Raw genomic sequence first — 17215 nt, forward strand, 5'->3', positions numbered from 1 at the left:
TTTTCAATCTTTTTATCCCCGGAATTCGCTTCCGGTTATTCCCTCGTTTTGGGTCTGCAAAGGTAGAAAACCTTTTCTCTTTTCCAAAATAAAAAATTTATTTTTTTTACCCCGGTGCAAACTCTCAAAACTCTCTTACCTTTCGGAAAGCCCCCGCCGTTGCGGGCTGCAAAGGTACGTGTTTTTATCGATCCTCAAAAAAATATTTGAACTTTTTTTGAGAGAACTTGTTGTGACCTTTTGTTTCAAATAACTATCCGCCTTGCTTTCAAAGCGGTCACAAATGTAGGCAGAAATACCGCTATCAACCAAACAATTTTTCACATTTTTAAAACAATTTCATAACGTATTGATAACGAACCAAAACAAACAATATTCAATCATCAAAATATAGCCTTCGAGCGGTTAAATGATTGTTTTGTATCTTTGCTTGTATATGAACAATGTGTCTTTTCCGCCAAATTTTGTGGATTCGTTAAGATCAGAGCCAGGTTTTGATGAGCAAAGTTTTGTTAATGCTCATCAAAATGATGCTCCTGTATCTGTAAGGGTAAACCCTTTTAAACCATCCAACATAAAAAAAGGCCCGCAGGTGCCCTGGTGCAACGAGGGTTTTTACCTGAATAAAAGACCATCATTCACCTTTGATCCGCTGTTTCACGCGGGGGCATATTATGTACAGGAGGCATCGTCAATGTTCATCGGCCATATATTTAATTATATAAAGCCCGACGGTGAGCCTGTAAAAGTGCTTGATCTGTGCGCCGCGCCGGGCGGAAAAAGTACGCTGCTTAATTCGCTCCTTAATAATACCGACCTTTTGGTGGCCAACGAGATCATTAAAACCCGTGTGCCTGTATTAACCGACAACCTTGCCCGCTGGGGCACGGCAAACAGCATCGTTACTAATAATGACCCGCGGGACTTTAGCCGACTGAAAGGCTTTTTTGATATTATACTGGTTGATGCCCCTTGTTCGGGGTCGGGCATGTTTCGTAAGGATAACGCCGCGATGGGCGAATGGAGCGAGGCCAATGTTGATCTTTGCCACCAGCGGCAGCAACGCATACTGGCCGACGTTTACCCGGCATTAAAGGAGGATGGCTACCTTATATATTCTACCTGCTCGTATTCGCATCAGGAAAATGAGGATGTGCTGGATTGGCTATGTAGCGAATTTGAAATGGAAAGCGTGAATATTCCGGTTGATACAGACTGGAACATCACCGTTAGCCAATCATCAAAACATGGCGCTTATGGTTATCGCTTTTATCCGGGTAAGATACAGGGCGAGGGATTGTTTGCTGCATGCCTCAAAAAAACTACCGATAGCGGGCAGTTATCAACCTATAAAAATAACGCGCAGCAAAAACTGCCCGCCGGTGAAATGGAACTGGTTAAACAGTATATTAATAATGCTGATGATTTTTATTATTTTAAAGTAGCTGATGATTGGCTTGCTATTGACAGGCATCACCACGAAAGCCTGAACATACTGCATAAAAACCTCTACATCAAAAAATCGGGGGTAAGGATAGGCAAGATAGCGGGGCACGACCTGGTGCCCGATCATGAACTTGCCCTCAGCACTATTATTAATAAGGATGTCGTGCTGCAAACCGAGCTTAACTACGATGAGGCTATTGCTTACTTACGTAAGGATAATTTAGTTTTAGATACACAGGATAAAGGCTGGAGCCTGATGAGTTATGAGGGATTGGCTTTAGGCTGGGCTAAATTATTGCCGAATAGGGTTAATAATTATTATCCGAAAGAGTTGAGGATATTGGCGAGCAGCCCCCCGACCCCCTAAAGGGGGAGTTTGCCCCCAATACGTAAAGGGGAGTAGGATGGGTGAAGTATATATTATACGTAATTAAAAGATGCTATGAGTTTCCCCTTTAGGGGACGGAAGGGGCTTAATATTGCCCCGTTGATAACATGACCAGCGTGCAGGCGTAAATAGTTTCAATACCCTGCTCCTCGGCTTTACGGCGTAGCTCGCCGTTCTCGGTACCGGGGTTAAATATGATACGCTGCGGATGGGTTTCTAAAATATAATCGTACAGCGGCGGCAGGTTATTAGTACCTACATATAAGGTAATGGTATCAATATCGTGGTGTATCTGTTCAGGCTTTTCAATGGCTACACCGGCTACCTCTCCCTTTTTCAACCCTACGTTTACAATGCTGTGCCCATGGCTTACCAACCTGTTGGCGGCCAGGTAAGCGTAGCGCCCGCTATCGGGTGTTGCGCCTAATATCAACGTTTTCTTATTTGCCATAACATAAAAATAACCGCCTTTGTGGCTATATTGTTTCTGTTTAATGCAATGTTACAATAGCCGGTGCTTTACATCTAAATAAAAAATTAAAAAAGTTTAAAATGTTTTGAGGGCGCGCTCGTCTTCAACACTATATAATGGATACACTGGCTACAAGCATAATGCCCCACGAGAAACAGAACAGCATCATACAAACTATGGCGTCGTATGGCAGCAAACTGTTTGGCTTTATCCGCAAGCGGGTTAAGAGCGAGGCCGATGCTGAAGACATACTGCAGGATGTTTGGTACCAGCTAAGCGCGGTGGTAAATGCCGAGCCTATTGAGCAAACCGGCGCCTGGCTGTTTAAGGTTGCCCGTAACAAGATAATCGACAAGCATAAAAAAAAATCAGAGAGTTTGCTGGATGACCTTGCACCCGAGGGCGATGATGATGCCGATGACATGGGCTACTTTAAGGATTTTTTGCTGACCGAAAGCCGAACGCCGGAGAGTGAATATATTCGCGGCCTTTTTTGGGATGAGCTTTTTATAGCGCTTAATGAGCTGCCCGAGGAACAGCGGCAGGTATTTACCTGGCACGAACTGGATGCCATACCCTTTTCGCAAATAGCCGAAATGACGGGCGAGAAAGAGCAAACCCTCGTGTCGCGCAAGCGATATGCCGTGCTGCACCTGCGCAAACGCCTGTACCAGTTATATAAAGAGATTACAGAATATTAAAAGACATACAACAATGAAACAGTTTTTTTATAAGGGCCGGTTTATATTTATTCCTCTTGCTTTTGCCGCCTGTATTTCGGCCATAAGCTTGGTAGTGATGCAGTTATGGAACCATTTACTGCCCGATATATTACACGTTACCACCATTACATTTTGGCAGGCCATGGGCATATTTATTTTATGCAAGATATTGTTTGGCTTTGGCGGTAAGGGCGGCCCCGGCAATGCGCCATGGGCTCGCCGCCGTATGATGGAGCGCTGCAAAAACATGAGCCCCGAAGAGCGTGAAAAATTCCGTACCGAACTGGAGAACCGCATGTGCGGCTGGGGCAAGCGCCCGTTCGGCAGGCGCGACAGCAAATTTGACGACAGGTTTAACACCGAAAGAAATTCGCAGCGACAGGATGACGCACCTACAGTTTAAAAATTAATGCCGATAATTTTATGGAAGTGCTTGTATTTGCAACAAACGTTACCAGCGAAGGACAGGTTAGCAGGGTACAGAACCTGCTAACCACTTTGCCTGCCATTACCGAGTGGAACTTTGACCTCGACGACTGTGATAACATATTACGTGTAGTGTCATCAGACATTTCGCCGCGTTACATTGAAAACCTGCTGCATTCGGCCGGGGTAAACTGCCGGGAGCTGGGGGAGTATTAAATTCCTATTAGTTTATAATAACCTATATTTAGGTTATGAAACCTATACAAACAAAAATTCTGCTGGCATTTGCAGTAATGCTTTTCGCTATAAGCTTTAACTCATACGGTCAAACTCAGGCCAATATGAATGCCGATGCCTATTCTACATGGAAAAATGCCGACAAAGAATTAAACGTAGTTTATAAGCAAATATTGAAAAAATATGTCGGCCAAACCACGTTTTTAAATAACCTTAAAAAAGCACAACGTTTATGGATACAGTTGCGCGACGCCGAACTGGCTGTTAAATATCCGGATGGTAAGGATTTTGGCAGCGTTGGCCCTATGTGCAAATCCTCGTATCTTGAAAAGCTGACCCGCGACAGAACAAAATTACTTAGAGCATGGCTAACCAAAGCTCCGGAAGGTGATGTTTGTAACGGAACTACAGGCGCTTTTTAAACACCACCTAATATTCTGTTCAAAATACCTATTTGCCCGGCATGGTAAACATGGTGCTGTATCAGCCCGTTTATTAATTGCTCATAGTTTACGCCGGTGCCTAAACCCGGCTCGATGCGGTCATCATTAGTAAGTTCTTCCCATTTTGGGTTCGGGAATTTTTGGATGAGGCCGATCAGGTTCACGTTGGCCAGTTTCAGGTCGTTGATCATGGTTTTCCATCTTTCCTCATCGGGCGCGCCGGGATCGGGCCAGTCGCCTGCCGCAGGGAAACCCGCTTTTTTGCCCTTCATCCGTTGGGTCACTTCAAGCGTCCAGCCGAGCATGTGTATCACAATTTCGGCAATGGTATGCGCGCCGTTGACCGGCCGTTCATAAGCGATCTCAAAGCTGATCTTGTCAATAGTTTCAAAAACCGGCGGGCCGTACCAGGCATCGCCGGTTAATATTTTTTCAAGCTCCTGCGAAAGTTTTTCAGCGGTTTTCATATCCTGTTAAACCGCTAACAGGCAAATAGGTTATTTTTTATTACAGATTTTTCGCTGCCGCCAGCGCGCAGTTAATACCGTCAATAGCTGCCGAGATTATTCCACCCGCATAACCAGCACCCTCACCGCATGGATATAACCCTGCAATTTGCGGATGCTGAAAAGTTTCCCTGTCCCTCGGTATTTTCACCGGCGATGAGGTGCGCGACTCAACACCTACCAATATGGCTTCGTTGGTATAATAGCCCTTCATTTTTTTACCGAATACGGGCATGGCCTTGCGCAAGCGCTCGCTTATCCAGCCGGGTAATACCTCTTTTAGCTGCACGCTTTTTGTGCCGGGCAGGTAAGAGTTTTCGGGCAGATCAGTTGATGAACGCCCTTCAAAAAAATCGACCATACGTTGTGCCGGGGCTACCAGCTTACCTCCACCGGCGCGAAAGGCCGCCTGCTCCACCTGTTGCTGAAAGCGCAGCATCTTGAACGGATCGGCGTCGCTGCCCTGCACATCTTCCAAATTTATTTGTACTACCGTACCCGAGTTAGCGTAAGGGTTGTTACGTTTTGAGGGGCTCCAGCCGTTAACCACAATCTCATCCACATCGGTTGAGCATGGCGCAATAATACCGCCCGGGCACATACAGAACGAAAAAACACCACGGCTATCTACCTGCTCTACCAAACTATAGTATGATGGCGGCAGGTACGGCCCGCGAACATCACAATGGTATTGCGCCCGGTCAATAATCTCCTGCGGATGCTCAATACGCACACCCAGCGCGAATGGCTTGGCCTCTATCAATATATTCTGCCGATGCAGCATCTCAAAAACATCACGCGCCGAGTGGCCCGTGGCTAATATCACTGCACCGGCTTCTATCTTCTCCCCGCTTTCAAGCCCTACGCCCTGAATTTTATCAAATGATACCAATAACGATGTTACCTTTTTATTAAAGAGCACCTCGCCACCGGCGTTCAAAATAGTTTCGCGCATGGTGGTGATTATTTGCGGCAGTTTATTGGTACCTATATGCGGGCGGGCATCCACCAAAATATCTTCGTCGGCACCGTGTGCCACAAAGGCTTTAAGTACCTGGTTAACATTACCGCGCTTGGTACTGCGGGTATACAGCTTACCATCCGAGTAGGTACCTGCCCCACCCTCGCCAAAGCAATAGTTTGATTCGGTATTTACCAAACCCTGTTTGTTGATATTGGCCAGGTCGCGGCGGCGTTGTTTAACATCCTTACCCCGCTCAATGATGATCGGCTTCAAGCCCGATTCAATACATTGCAACGCGGCAAATATCCCGGCGGGGCCCGCACCAACTATAATAACGGGCTTAGCCGTGCTCACGTTAGGATAGTCAATCGTGTAATGATCGGTTTTGAATGCTTCGTCAATAAACACCTGTACCTGCATACGGTACACCACACGGCGGCCGCGCGCGTCAATAGAGCGTTTGATCGTCTTTACACCATTTATTCGCTTTACAGGAATTTTTAAAGATGCGGATGCCAGTTCTTTAATTACCGTTTCATCCTCATGCTGCCCGGGAGGGCATACAATTTCAGTTTCTTTTACCATTGTGCTGCCGGGTTTTTATCCCGGATGGTACAAAGTTAATTATTCGGCATCAAAAAGCGTACGGTGGGGTACATTGAACGTCCGTTATCGTACAGTGAACGAGCATCATTTAAACACAAAATACTAATAATCAATTACTTAAAACAAAGGCATCCAATTTGGCATACCGGTATCAAATAAACATCACAATGAAAACCGCCGAAAATCGCTTAAACCAGATATGGGAAGGATGCCTGAACAACAACCGTCGCGAACAGGAACTATTATATAAATTAATTGCCCCAAAAATGCTTGCCGTATGCCTGCGCTACGCGCATGATAAAGATGAAGCACAGGACATTTTACAGGAAGGCTTTATCAAATTGTTTAAAAACATGCGCAACTTTAGGGGCGAGGGCAGTTTGGAGGGTTGGATCCGCCGTATTATGGTACACGCGGCCATATCACGCTACCGTAAATTAAAGCCTATGGTTTTGGTTGATGATTTTTCGACCGAAGGTAATTACCAGATAGGCGGATCATACAGCAGCACCCGTTTAGAAACCGCCGAGCTGATGAACATGATACAGGAACTGCCTGCCAACTATCGCTCGGTATTTAATATGTATGCCATTGAAGGTTACTCGCACCAGGAGATAGGCAATACCCTTGGCATGAGCGAACTATTATCACGCACTACCCTGCATCGCGCCCGCACTATATTGAAAAACAGAATCAGCCTGATGACAAAGGCAGAACAGCATTGCCTTGCAGGATAATTCTCTGCCAGGCAATGCTGTTCAAATTGTCATAACAATACGGAGGATAATCACAAACCTCCGCGCGCTGCTATCTGCTACTTGTGTTTGCTGCTCATGTAAAAGGTGATATTACCACCGTTCATGATGTCGGCATTTGAAAGCGACAAGCTGCTGTAAGGCTTACCGTTCAACTCTATTTTTTGTACATAAACATTTTTAGGTCCCTGGTTTTTCACCGTGATCTTAAAGGTTTTGCCTTTGCCTACTTTCACTTCAGCACCATTCACTGCCGGGCTGCCAATAGCATACTGATCGCTACCGGGCGCTACCGGGTAAAAACCTAATGTAGTAAATATGTACCAGGCGCTCATCTGGCCGGTATCATCATTACCACCCAAGCCATCAGGCGTTGGTTTGTACATCAGCGGCAATATCATACGTACACGTTCCTGGGTTTTCCATGGTTTGCTTGTCCAGTTATACAGGTACGCTACGTGGTGCGATGGCTCATTACCGTGCACGTAGTTACCGATGATGCCATCGCGGGTAATATCCTCCGTTTCGGCAAAGTATTTATCAGGCAGGTGCATGGTAAATAACGAGTCGAGGTAACGCACAAAGCGGGTTTCGCCACCCATCAGTTTAATCAAACCTTCAGGGTCTTGCGGAGCGAACAAGCTGTAGTTCCATGAGTTGCCCTCAATAAAACCGGCGTTATGTGTGCTCAATGGGTCAAACTCCTTGCGAAAGGTACCGTCAATATTCTTAGGGCGCATAAAGCCGATGCTTGCATCATATACATTTTTATAGTTTTGCGAGCGTTTGATGAACTCCTCATATATATCATTGCGTCCTAACTTTTTCGCCATCTGCGCTATCGCCCAGTCATCATAAGCATACTCAACTGTTGATGACACGGAGATGCCCGAACGCTCGTTAGGAATATATCCCCTGTCAATATATTCGCCTATGCCTTCATAGTCGCGTTTACGGGCGGTAGTTACGCAGGCATCCAATGCCTTGTTAGCATCAAACGGCGCATTGCCTTTTACCACGGCATCAGCAATTACTGATACGGAATGGTAGCCGCTCATGCACCAGTTCTCGTTAGCCGAGTTTGACCACACCGGCAGCATGTGCTCCGGGCTTTGATCAAAATGCGCCAGCATTGATTTCACCATATCCGCATTACGTTCCGGGTGAATAATGTTGAACAGCGGGTGCAACGCGCGATAAGTATCCCACAGCGAAAAAGTAGTATAATTGGTAAAGCCTTCGGCCTTATGCACATTCTGATCCAAACCTTTGTACTGGCCATCCGCGTCCATATAAATGGTCGGGTTGATCATGGTATGGTACATCGAGGTATAAAAGTTTTGTTTGGTGGTCAGGTCGCCTTCAATGGTAATGCGGTGCAATTCATCTTCCCATTGCTTTTGGCCATCCTTTTTCACTTTATCAAAATCCCAGCCCGGTACTTCGGCCTTCATATTATTCAAAGCACCATCCATGCTAACAGGTGATAGCGCGAATTTAATCTTGATCTTTTCGCCCTCCTGGGTATCAAAGTCAAAATAAGCACGAAGTTGTTTGCCTGCTATCTCAGGGAAGTTTTTGCTTTGATTGAACTTACCCCAAAAACCGCCGTACACCTGGCGCTGATCGTACTTTTTAAAGCCGTGTTGTTTAAATGGTTTTGAAAAAGCCATGGCAAAATACAGCGTACGGGTACGCGCCCAGCCATTGGTTTGGCGGTAACCTACTATCAGGCTATCGTTAATTACTTTTACATACGTCCAAACCGGTTTGTCGGGATAATTGTATATACCTGCCATCAGGTCGAGGATGATGTGCGACTGATCAGACTTAGGGAAGGTATACTGATGGAAACCCACACGTGTGCTGGTGGTCATTTCGGCTGTGATGTTGCTGGCATCAAGCTTTACTTTATAGTAGTTGGCCTCGGCAGTTTCATTTTGGTGCGAAAAGGCCGAGCGGTAACCGCTGCCGGGTTTGTCGGCCGTACCCGGGTTCAATTTTAATTGACCTACTGTAGGCATTATTAAAAAGTCGCCCAGATCTGAGTGACCGGTACCGCTAAAATGTGTGTGGCTAAAGCCTACAATGGTTTTATCATCATACTGGTAACCGGCGCAGTATTTATAAACGTCGGGGTTATACTTCCCGTTCAGTTCGTAGCTCGCGGTATCGGTTTCAGGGCTTAGCTGAACCATACCGAAAGGCACTGTAGCACCCGGATAGGTGTGGCCCATACGCTGGGTGCCAATTATTGGCTTAACATACTGCACCAATGAAGCATCTTTTTTTTGCGCGAATGCACCAAAAGAGGCCAGCATCAGCAAGATGGTAAATCGTTTTTTCATTTAACTCGTAATTGTCCTAATATTCTGCTAATGTAATGGAAATAATGCAAACTCAATAAATTATGCAGCCATAAAAGGTTACTTTTTGCCAATGTGTCATTAAAAGGGCTTTTTGTAACATCGGTACGCGGTTTGCTATCTAATTTGTAAATTCACAACAAAAACTACACAATGAAAAAGCTATTCTCTGTAATATTAGTTATCGTGGCGGCTATGTCATTAAGTTCATGCAGCTATAACAGCATGGTTAAGCTTGATGAGAATGTTAAAGGCAAGTGGGGTGCAGTGCAAAGCCAGTATCAGCGCCGCGCCGATCTGATCCCCAACCTGGTGAATACTGTAAAAGGTGCCGCCAACTTTGAAAAAGGCACACTTACCGCGGTTACTGAGGCACGCGCCAAAGCAACTTCAGTACAGGTTGACCCTACCAAACTTACCCCCGAATCAATAAAAGCTTACCAGGCAGCGCAAGGAGAACTAAGTTCAGCCCTGGGCAGATTACTTTCGGTAACTGAAAACTACCCGGACTTGAAAGCCAATGAAAACTTTAAAGACCTGCAGGTTCAGCTTGAAGGTACTGAAAACCGTATTAACGTTGCCCGCTTAGATTTTAACCAGGCTGTGCAGGAATACAATAGCAAGATCCGCTCATTCCCGGCTAACCTTACCGCCAAAATGTTCGGCTTTAGCCAAAAAGGATACTTTACCGCCGAGGCCGGTGCCGACAAAGCGCCTAAGGTTGAATTTTAATTTGAGATATTGATTTCACTGATTTTTTGAGTGATTTCACTGATGTGGGATTGAATTGCACAATAAGGTGACAAAATCAATCCCTCAATAATTCATTAAATCAATAATTACCTGCATGAATTTATTTAACGACGAGGAACAGCAGCGCATACAAAAAGCCATTGAGGAGGCTGAGCGGTCTACCTCGGGAGAGATACGCATCTGCATTGAAAAGAAATGCAGCGAGGATGTGCTCGACCGTGCTGCCAAATACTTTTACCAGTTAAATATGGATAAAACCAAGCTGCGTAACGGCGTACTTATTTACCTGGCCACGGTTGACCGCAAGTTTGCCATAATTGGCGATGCCGGTATAAACCGCGTTGTTCCTGCTGATTTTTGGGACGGCACCAAAGAAAGCATGCTGGCCGAATTTAAATACGGCAACCTGGCCGAAGGCATTATTACCGGCATAGGCATGGCCGGGCAACAGCTAAAAAAATATTTTCCGGTTACGGATGATGACACAAACGAGCTGCCTAATGACATAGCCCACATGGATGGCGATTAAACCAATACGATGTTTAAAAAATATATAATACTATTTTGTTTAAGCCTTACCGCGCTGTTAAGTTTTGGGCAGGAGATTCCGCCGAAATCAAAAACACTGGTTACGGATTATACCAACACGCTAAGCGCTGAAGATAAACAACGCCTTGAGGATAAGCTGGTCGCTTTTAATGATTCCAGCTCGACACAGGTAGCCGTAGTGATGATGCGCTCGGTGGGCGATTATGATATTGGCGAGTATGCTATTAAACTTGGCAGAGCCTGGGGCATTGGCCAAAAAGATAAAAACAACGGTGTTTTAATACTGGTTGCCAAGGATGACCGAAAGCTTACCATACAAACGGGCTACGGCGTTGAAGGCGCATTGCCCGATGCCGTTACCCGGCAGATACGTGAAAACGATATTAACCCACGCTTTCGTGAGGGTGATTTTTATGGCGGATTGAATGCTGGTGTCGACCAGATCATCAAATACACCAAGGGCGAGTATAAAGCTGAGGCCAAACCGAAAAAGAAGAACGGCAGCAGCAACCCTTTACCCGGCATCGCAGTGATTGTGATCATTATCGTGGTGCTTATTTTTGTAAAAAGAGGTGGCGGCGGCGGTGGCGGCAGCATCATTGACCGCCGCGGCAGTGCAAGCCCGTTCTGGTGGTTTTTAGCCGGCAACATGCTTGGCGGCGGCGGCCGCAGCAACGGTGGCGACTGGGGTGGCTTCTCCGGCGGCGGGGGCGGCTCCGGCGGCGGTGGTTTTGGTGGCTTTGGCGGCGGCAGCTTTGGCGGCGGCGGCAGTAGCGGTAGCTGGTAAACTCAAATTAAGGAGCCATAGCGCTCTGAACTTTAGCAATTTTTAACAACCCTTGCCATACTTAATGTATTTACTAAAAGTCGATCTGATTAAACATTCCGTTTTCTCCGGATTTTTTCTTTTTATAATTAGTGCATTATTACTATATCTTAAGGCAGCAAGTGTACTTTTGTTTTTTGCTATTCTGTTGCCTGGTTTTTGCTATGGCATCATATTGAGCTTAAACGACAAAAGCGTTCACTCTCCTGGATTAATCATTTGGGCATCTACAATCATTTATATAGGCTGCTTCTTTATATTGTACTTAAAAGATGACTCGCTTTGGTTTATCTTAAGGTTAATGTTGGCAAGCACAATAGGATCAATGTTACTTTTTTCATCTTATTATTTTATCATAAACCGCAATTATCATTTCAAAAGAACACTCTTATATATGATGCTATCAGGATTGAGCGCAAGTATTCCTTCGGCGATATGCCATTATTTGTTTAGGACGACTCATTTCGAAATGTTTTTTCTCGCCATATTTATTATTTTCCCAGTTTGGCAAATAGCTTTTGCTGTATTATTACATAAATGTGTAACAAAATCGTTTGTACATGAACAATCTTAACTGGAAAGTTTGCGAATCAACTTATCTGCATAAAGGCCCATGGGCTACCCTGCGCAGCGATAAATGCGAAATGCCTGATGGCCGCGTAGTTGAACAATATTACGTACTTGAATATCCCGACTGGGCAAATGCCGTAGCCATTACCCAGGAAAATAAAGTATTGCTGGTAACTCAATATCGCCATGCGGCCAACATCATCTCATTAGAGATACCCGGAGGTGTAATTGACGAAGGCGAAGAACCTATAGAGGGTATGCGCCGCGAACTGCTTGAAGAAACCGGCTACCAGTTTGATGACATTGAACTGGTAACCACCACCTACCCTAACCCGGCCACATCAAACAACAAAACGTATTGCTACCTGGCCCGCGGCGGCAAAAAGGTGCAAGGCCAAAGCCTTGATGAGCACGAACAACTGGTAGTTACCGAACATACTATTGATGAGGTAAAAAAACTACTTACCGAAGGTAAGATAGCACAATCACTACACTGCACGGCGCTTTTTTATGCCTTGATAAAACTGGGCGAGTTAAAATAAACTACTCCGGACAGTTATCCCTACGGCGGGTATCAACAATGTAGATCACCTTCCAGCCATCGGCGGTTTTCATTAATTGAAAAAAGTTAACGCCGCAGTGGCTGAATTTATCGCTCAAATAAAACTTATACGGCGTCCAAACGCTGGCCAGGTTATCATCAATTTTGATGTCTCCAAAGGTGATACGCTCATCCCATACCTCAGTATGCGGTGTACCTACGGCTTTTAAAAAACCTGCGGAACTATCAGCCGCAAGCACTTTGCTGCCATCCTTTTTACTGGATACGATATGCAGTACCATATCCTTATGAAAAACGGTGTGTAGTAAAGAGCTGTCACCTTTTTTCATGGCAGTAAATAAAATATTAATGGTTTTCTTAACAGCTTCGGTTTCTGTTTGCTGGCTAAAAGCATGCCCGGCCAAAACCATCAGCAGGCACAGTGTTAAGGCTATACGCATATAATTAGTTTGATGCATAAAGCTGGTTAAACTTCTTTAAAATAGCAAGCCAGTCGGCACCAAAATTAATGTTGATCATTTTGCCGTCAGGCGATATGAGGATTTTTGACGGATAGCCCCTGATCTTGTATGTTTTTTCCACTTTTTGATCTGACATCAATACCGGAATGGTAAATTTATTTTCAGCTAAATAAGCTTTTACTTTGTCCTGCGTGTCATTACATGCTATACTCAAAAAGTTGACGCCTGCGTATTCGCCCCTGTTTATGCCATCATTAAAGGCATTTACCTTCGGCATTTCCTCGCGGCATGGGCCACACCAGGTTCCCCAAAAATCAAGCACCAGCCATTTATCACGGTATGCACTTAGGTTATGCTCTTTGCCCTCAATATCTTTCAAAACAAAGTCAGGCGCCCGCTGCCAGGTGGTTACAACGTTATTGGCAAAAAATGTTTTAAAGGCTTTATCAGGATATTTGGTGGCATATATCCTCTCCATTTCATCAAGCCGCTCCGGATTAACATTTACGTGTTCTGCAAAAATGGCCAGCGCTTGCTGCTTATCGCCGGTTTTAAACAGGCGATCAATAAATTCCTCGCGGTAGCTCTCCTGCGATTTTAGGAATACCCGGTCGTAAAAACTGGTGTAGGCCTTTTCCTTATTGCTTTTGGGCGAATACTGCGCAGCCTTTGCCAGGTATTGTAGTGCCTTAACCGAGTCGGCAGGTTTGGCCGCGGTGTATTTTAGGTAGTAAGCATGAGCCAAGAGGTTTTGATGGGCGTATCTGCCGCTGTTAAGCGTATCTGCCGTGTACTTTTCAAGCTTGGCGATGGTTTTATTCAATAAAGTATTCGCTGCCCCTTTTTCATTTACCGCATACAACATATTATAAATAAGCATGGCATACCTGCCGCCATTGCTTGCCTTAGTGGTAGCATCGTCCATATTCTCAAGCAAATGAGCCGCATATAACAATCGCTTTTTGTTGTTTGGTTCTGCTTTCGCCTTAACCCAGATATACAAACCCTTGCTTTTTTGACGAACATCGGCAAGCTTGGATGTGTTCATCATATCGATTAGTTGCAAGGCATTTACCACTTTATTTTTATGATCAGCGATCGCTTTATTTGTTTCGGCATCACTTACTTTCCGTTCGTGCATGGCTTTTCTAAAATCCTCTTCCGAAAAATCGTTAAGGTAACTTTGCGCCAAAGATTCCTGAATCCAACTGCCAAATGATGGATTGACGTGAAAATATTTAATGATGCTATAAGTTGAATCTGCAGCCTGCGTTAAAGAATTACCTAATTTATTAAAAAAATGCACCCCCATCGGGTCGATGATATGATTGGGACTGCGCATAAGCACGCTATCGTAAAGCTCATAGTTGTTTTTTAAATCAAGCCTTTGTATCGCACTCAATTTTGCATTACAGTAATATGCATCATTTTTAAATGAGGGATCATAAATTTTGAATAAGGCAAAGGTCTTGGCCGAATCATTTTTTGTACCTTTTTTTAAAGCCTCACTCCAGTAGCTCATTTTTACAGCCATGTTTATCCATGGGGTATCCAAATCAGCTATTTTGGCATTGTAAGTTATTTGCTGAGTGCAAATACCATCGTTTTTGTAAACCGGCCGGGCGTTTGAATCGATATACAGGAAACTTTGGGTTGATTTTTGAATCAGGTCCGTAACATCATTATACTCGATATGCTGATTGAACTTTTTATAAGCCTTACTATTTACAGGAGATACAGCAATATCTAACAAAACCCCCTTTATAGCAACTACTTTGTATTGATTATCACCGGCTGTCCATTCAGTTCCATAAGTTATTTTTTGATCAGGCAATTTTAAAAACAGCGCCTGAATACTGTTTTTCATTTCTTTATAGTTATTTAAAAATTGTTTGTGAATATCATCCCTTAAATACCATTTGCTTTTGGCTGATTGAGCAATTTCTTCAATACCGTCAAGCTCCTGTACAATGCCCTTTTTATCTACCGTAACCCTAAACGGCATATTCAATAGCGCCAATTTTTCAACCACACCAGAATTATTAAGCTCAGTTTCCCTGATATTATCTGTGTTTATATTAAAGTGCTTACCATCTTCCCGCTTTTTCATACCTATCAGCCTGCAATCATAAACCATGCTTCCGTCGGAATTTTTTTTAACTGGCGTAAAATGATAGGATAGCGTTTCACTCCCATTAAATGTACCGGTAAAATTATTGGTGTAAGTATAAGTGAATGGTTTTGCAACCTGTGCTTCTGCAGGCCGTGAAAATACAAACAGGGATAGGGCCAGCAAACAGGCTTTAATTGGTTTAATTGACATAGATAAAGGTTTTTGTAAATATATCGCTTTAATTTAAAACGATTTTTCTGTTAGAAAATAAAAATGGCCGCATGTTACAACATACGGCCATTTTTTATTTATCGCTTAAATGAGGATTAGCTCATTTTAAGTTTCTTTTGGATATCGGCAACGTAACCTTTAAACTTTTTGTCGGTATCTATCAAATCCTCCACGGTTTGGCAGGCATAAATAACTGTTGAGTGATCGCGGCCGCCAAAAAAGTTACCGATTGATTTTAGTGAGCTTTTGGTATGCGCCTTAGCCAGGTACATGGATATTTGGCGGGCCTGTACAATTTCGCGTTTGCGGGTTTGTGATTTTACCATTTCGATAGGCACTTCAAAGTACTCGCAAACCAGGCTTTGTATATACTCCATCGAAATTTCTTTAGATGAATTCTTTACAAAATTCTTCAGCATCTGCTTGGCCAGGTTCAGGTCAATCTCCTTACGGTTTAGGGTTGATTGCGCCAGTAATGATACCATAGCACCCTCCAGTTCACGTACGTTATTATCAATGTTATGCGCCACGTACTCCAGCACATCGTTTGATATATCGATACCATCCTGGTATATTTTATTTTTAAGGATGGCCATACGGGTTTCCAGGTCAGGCACCTGCAGATCAGCAGAAAGGCCCCATTTGAAACGCGACAGCAAACGCTCCTCTAAACCGGCCAGATCCTTAGGCGCTTTATCTGAAGTGATGATCAGTTGCTTGCCTGATTGATGCAGGTGGTTAAATATATGGAAGAAGAAATCCTGTGTTTTTTCTTTACCGGCAAAGTTGTGCACATCATCCATAATGAGTACATCAATGGCCTGGTAAAAGTTCACAAAATCATTAATATTATTATGCTTCAACGCGTCAACAAACTGTTGCGTAAACTTCTCGCACGATACATAAAGCACCAACTTATCGGGCAGGGTCTTTTTTATCTCGTTGCCAATGGCCTGTGCCAGGTGTGTTTTACCCAAGCCAACGCCGCCATAAAGCATCAGCGGGTTAAATGAGGTGCCACCCGGTTTTGCGGCAACCGCGTAACCTGCCGAGCGGGCAAGACGGTTACAGTCACCTTCTACAAAGCTTTCAAAGGTATAGTTGCGGTTAAGCTGCGGGTCTACATTCAGTTTTTTCAATCCCGGTATAACAAAAGGGTTTTTAATATCCTTATTTATAGCGATAGGGATAGGCATCGATTGGTTTTTGGCCTCGGCACCATTGCCGTTTGATGGCATGTTGGTAGTATACGGCTTATTTGATGACGATTGCTCAACCACGATATTGTATTCTAAACGTCCTTCGTCGCCTAATTGTTTCTTTATCGTCTTACGCAGCAAGCCTACGTAATGTTCTTCAAGCCACTCGTAAAAAAATAAGCTGGGCACCTGTATTGTCAGAACACTGCCTTCCATGCGCAAAGCTTTAATTGGCTCGAACCAAGTTTTGAAACTTTGGGCTGGTATGTTGTCCTTAATGATCTGAAGACAGCTATTCCAAACGCTTATACAAGTTTTTTCCATATATAGAATTTCAGTAATTTGTTGATTTACAATCCCCGAACTAATTAACCTATGTGCTCAGTACGGAACATCGAATATTCAAAAAAAAAGCCGATTAAAAAATTAAATTTTATCTTTTTAAATTTTATTCTTTTTTGAAATTTAGCTTCAAAATGTTGAAAATTTCATAATTATCCACAGCAAATCATTGCGATATTAACAATGTGGACTATTTAGTTTAAAATTAAAATTTTAACTAATTGTGTAACTTTTAAACCGGGAACCCGGCCTGTTTCGATGCCCTTTTTTAACGGCTC

The 17215-nt window shown here is 44.0% G+C and carries 17 protein-coding genes; 10 read left to right on the forward strand and 7 right to left on the reverse strand.

Annotated elements, in window-relative coordinates:
* Positions 1–436 precede the first annotated feature (436 nt).
* Complete coding sequence (locus tag LJ707_RS15240; RefSeq protein WP_228952547.1) at positions 437–1813, forward strand: RNA methyltransferase; 1377 nt, start codon at positions 437–439, stop codon at positions 1811–1813.
* A gap of 106 nt (positions 1814–1919) precedes the next feature.
* Here LJ707_RS15240 and LJ707_RS15245 read toward each other — a convergent pair whose 3' ends face one another.
* Positions 1920–2285 (reverse strand): CoA-binding protein, encoded by a 366-nt coding sequence (locus LJ707_RS15245; protein ID WP_228952548.1) that lies wholly within the window; start codon positions 2283–2285, stop codon positions 1920–1922.
* 137 nt (positions 2286–2422) lie between these two features.
* On the opposite strand from LJ707_RS15245, the gene LJ707_RS15250 reads away from it, so the two are divergent.
* From LJ707_RS15250 to LJ707_RS15265, 4 genes are read left to right on the forward strand one after another with little or no spacing between them, the layout of a single operon-like run.
* Positions 2423–3007 (forward strand): RNA polymerase sigma factor, encoded by a 585-nt coding sequence (locus tag LJ707_RS15250; protein ID WP_228952550.1) that lies wholly within the window; start codon positions 2423–2425, stop codon positions 3005–3007.
* 13 nt (positions 3008–3020) lie between these two features.
* Positions 3021–3431, forward strand: a complete 411-nt coding sequence (locus LJ707_RS15255; protein ID WP_228952552.1) for a hypothetical protein — start codon at positions 3021–3023, stop codon at positions 3429–3431.
* A gap of 20 nt (positions 3432–3451) precedes the next feature.
* Positions 3452–3670 carry a hypothetical protein gene (locus tag LJ707_RS15260; RefSeq protein ID WP_228952555.1) on the forward strand — a complete coding sequence of 73 codons (219 nt, stop codon included), beginning with the start codon at positions 3452–3454 and terminating at the stop codon, positions 3668–3670.
* Between the two features lie 35 nt (positions 3671–3705).
* Positions 3706–4113, forward strand: a complete 408-nt coding sequence (locus LJ707_RS15265; protein WP_228952556.1) for a lysozyme inhibitor LprI family protein — start codon at positions 3706–3708, stop codon at positions 4111–4113.
* Here the strand turns inward: LJ707_RS15265 and LJ707_RS15270 are convergent.
* Positions 4110–4601: a DinB family protein gene (locus tag LJ707_RS15270; RefSeq protein WP_228952563.1), complete on the reverse strand. Its 492-nt coding sequence runs from the start codon at positions 4599–4601 to the stop codon at positions 4110–4112. The two genes, LJ707_RS15265 and LJ707_RS15270, sit on opposite strands and share 4 nt — an antisense overlap.
* Positions 4602–4641: 40 nt before the next feature.
* On the reverse strand, positions 4642–6189 hold the full coding sequence (locus tag LJ707_RS15275) for an NAD(P)/FAD-dependent oxidoreductase (protein ID WP_228952571.1): 1548 nt from the start codon (positions 6187–6189) through the stop codon (positions 4642–4644).
* Positions 6190–6377: 188 nt separating this feature from the next.
* Between LJ707_RS15275 and LJ707_RS15280 the strand changes: the two genes are divergently transcribed.
* Positions 6378–6947 carry an RNA polymerase sigma factor gene (locus tag LJ707_RS15280; RefSeq protein WP_228952573.1) on the forward strand — a complete coding sequence of 190 codons (570 nt, stop codon included), beginning with the start codon at positions 6378–6380 and terminating at the stop codon, positions 6945–6947.
* 77 nt (positions 6948–7024) lie between these two features.
* Here LJ707_RS15280 and LJ707_RS15285 read toward each other — a convergent pair whose 3' ends face one another.
* Positions 7025–9313 carry a GH92 family glycosyl hydrolase gene (locus LJ707_RS15285; RefSeq protein ID WP_228952575.1) on the reverse strand — a complete coding sequence of 763 codons (2289 nt, stop codon included), beginning with the start codon at positions 9311–9313 and terminating at the stop codon, positions 7025–7027.
* Positions 9314–9484: 171 nt separating this feature from the next.
* On the opposite strand from LJ707_RS15285, the gene LJ707_RS15290 reads away from it, so the two are divergent.
* The 4 genes from LJ707_RS15290 to LJ707_RS15305 all read left to right on the forward strand — a co-directional run bounded on the left by LJ707_RS15290 (position 9485) and on the right by LJ707_RS15305 (position 12571).
* Positions 9485–10063, forward strand: coding sequence for a LemA family protein (locus LJ707_RS15290; protein WP_228952577.1), 579 nt, complete (start codon positions 9485–9487; stop codon positions 10061–10063).
* A 115-nt stretch (positions 10064–10178) separates the two neighbouring features.
* Entirely contained in the window at positions 10179–10613 is a 435-nt protein-coding gene (locus LJ707_RS15295; protein WP_228952578.1) for a TPM domain-containing protein, read from the forward strand.
* A gap of 9 nt (positions 10614–10622) precedes the next feature.
* Positions 10623–11420, forward strand: coding sequence for a YgcG family protein (locus LJ707_RS15300; protein WP_228952579.1), 798 nt, complete (start codon positions 10623–10625; stop codon positions 11418–11420).
* A gap of 599 nt (positions 11421–12019) precedes the next feature.
* Positions 12020–12571, forward strand: coding sequence for an NUDIX hydrolase (locus tag LJ707_RS15305; protein ID WP_228952580.1), 552 nt, complete (start codon positions 12020–12022; stop codon positions 12569–12571).
* A 1-nt stretch (position 12572) separates the two neighbouring features.
* Here the strand turns inward: LJ707_RS15305 and LJ707_RS15310 are convergent, their stop codons facing one another.
* From LJ707_RS15310 to dnaA, 3 genes are all read right to left on the reverse strand, one after another.
* Positions 12573–13049, reverse strand: a complete 477-nt coding sequence (locus tag LJ707_RS15310) for a nuclear transport factor 2 family protein (protein ID WP_228952582.1) — start codon at positions 13047–13049, stop codon at positions 12573–12575.
* Entirely contained in the window at positions 13036–15375 is a 2340-nt protein-coding gene (locus LJ707_RS15315; protein WP_228952584.1) for a DUF6263 family protein, read from the reverse strand. The genes LJ707_RS15310 and LJ707_RS15315 overlap by 14 nt, the downstream gene beginning before the upstream one ends.
* A 116-nt stretch (positions 15376–15491) precedes the next feature.
* Positions 15492–16919 carry a chromosomal replication initiator protein DnaA gene (gene dnaA, locus LJ707_RS15320; protein ID WP_228952592.1) on the reverse strand — a complete coding sequence of 476 codons (1428 nt, stop codon included), beginning with the start codon at positions 16917–16919 and terminating at the stop codon, positions 15492–15494.
* Positions 16920–17215: the final 296 nt, after the last annotated feature.

It is taken from the genome of Mucilaginibacter sp. UR6-1, assembly GCF_020880975.1.
Taxonomy (GTDB): Bacteria; Bacteroidota; Bacteroidia; order Sphingobacteriales; family Sphingobacteriaceae; genus Mucilaginibacter.

Coding starts and splice junctions, on each gene's coding strand:
- LJ707_RS15240 (WP_228952547.1), top strand. CDS start 437: ATGAACAATGTGTCTTTTCCGCCAAATTTTGTGGATTCGTTAAGATCA.
- LJ707_RS15245 (WP_228952548.1), bottom strand. CDS start 2,285: ATGGCAAATAAGAAAACGTTGATATTAGGCGCAACACCCGATAGCGGG.
- LJ707_RS15250 (WP_228952550.1), top strand. CDS start 2,423: ATGGATACACTGGCTACAAGCATAATGCCCCACGAGAAACAGAACAGC.
- LJ707_RS15255 (WP_228952552.1), top strand. CDS start 3,021: ATGAAACAGTTTTTTTATAAGGGCCGGTTTATATTTATTCCTCTTGCT.
- LJ707_RS15260 (WP_228952555.1), top strand. CDS start 3,452: ATGGAAGTGCTTGTATTTGCAACAAACGTTACCAGCGAAGGACAGGTT.
- LJ707_RS15265 (WP_228952556.1), top strand. CDS start 3,706: ATGAAACCTATACAAACAAAAATTCTGCTGGCATTTGCAGTAATGCTT.
- LJ707_RS15270 (WP_228952563.1), bottom strand. CDS start 4,601: ATGAAAACCGCTGAAAAACTTTCGCAGGAGCTTGAAAAAATATTAACC.
- LJ707_RS15275 (WP_228952571.1), bottom strand. CDS start 6,189: ATGGTAAAAGAAACTGAAATTGTATGCCCTCCCGGGCAGCATGAGGAT.
- LJ707_RS15280 (WP_228952573.1), top strand. CDS start 6,378: ATGAAAACCGCCGAAAATCGCTTAAACCAGATATGGGAAGGATGCCTG.
- LJ707_RS15285 (WP_228952575.1), bottom strand. CDS start 9,313: ATGAAAAAACGATTTACCATCTTGCTGATGCTGGCCTCTTTTGGTGCA.
- LJ707_RS15290 (WP_228952577.1), top strand. CDS start 9,485: ATGAAAAAGCTATTCTCTGTAATATTAGTTATCGTGGCGGCTATGTCA.
- LJ707_RS15295 (WP_228952578.1), top strand. CDS start 10,179: ATGAATTTATTTAACGACGAGGAACAGCAGCGCATACAAAAAGCCATT.
- LJ707_RS15300 (WP_228952579.1), top strand. CDS start 10,623: ATGTTTAAAAAATATATAATACTATTTTGTTTAAGCCTTACCGCGCTG.
- LJ707_RS15305 (WP_228952580.1), top strand. CDS start 12,020: ATGAACAATCTTAACTGGAAAGTTTGCGAATCAACTTATCTGCATAAA.
- LJ707_RS15310 (WP_228952582.1), bottom strand. CDS start 13,049: ATGCATCAAACTAATTATATGCGTATAGCCTTAACACTGTGCCTGCTG.
- LJ707_RS15315 (WP_228952584.1), bottom strand. CDS start 15,375: ATGTCAATTAAACCAATTAAAGCCTGTTTGCTGGCCCTATCCCTGTTT.
- dnaA (WP_228952592.1), bottom strand. CDS start 16,919: ATGGAAAAAACTTGTATAAGCGTTTGGAATAGCTGTCTTCAGATCATT.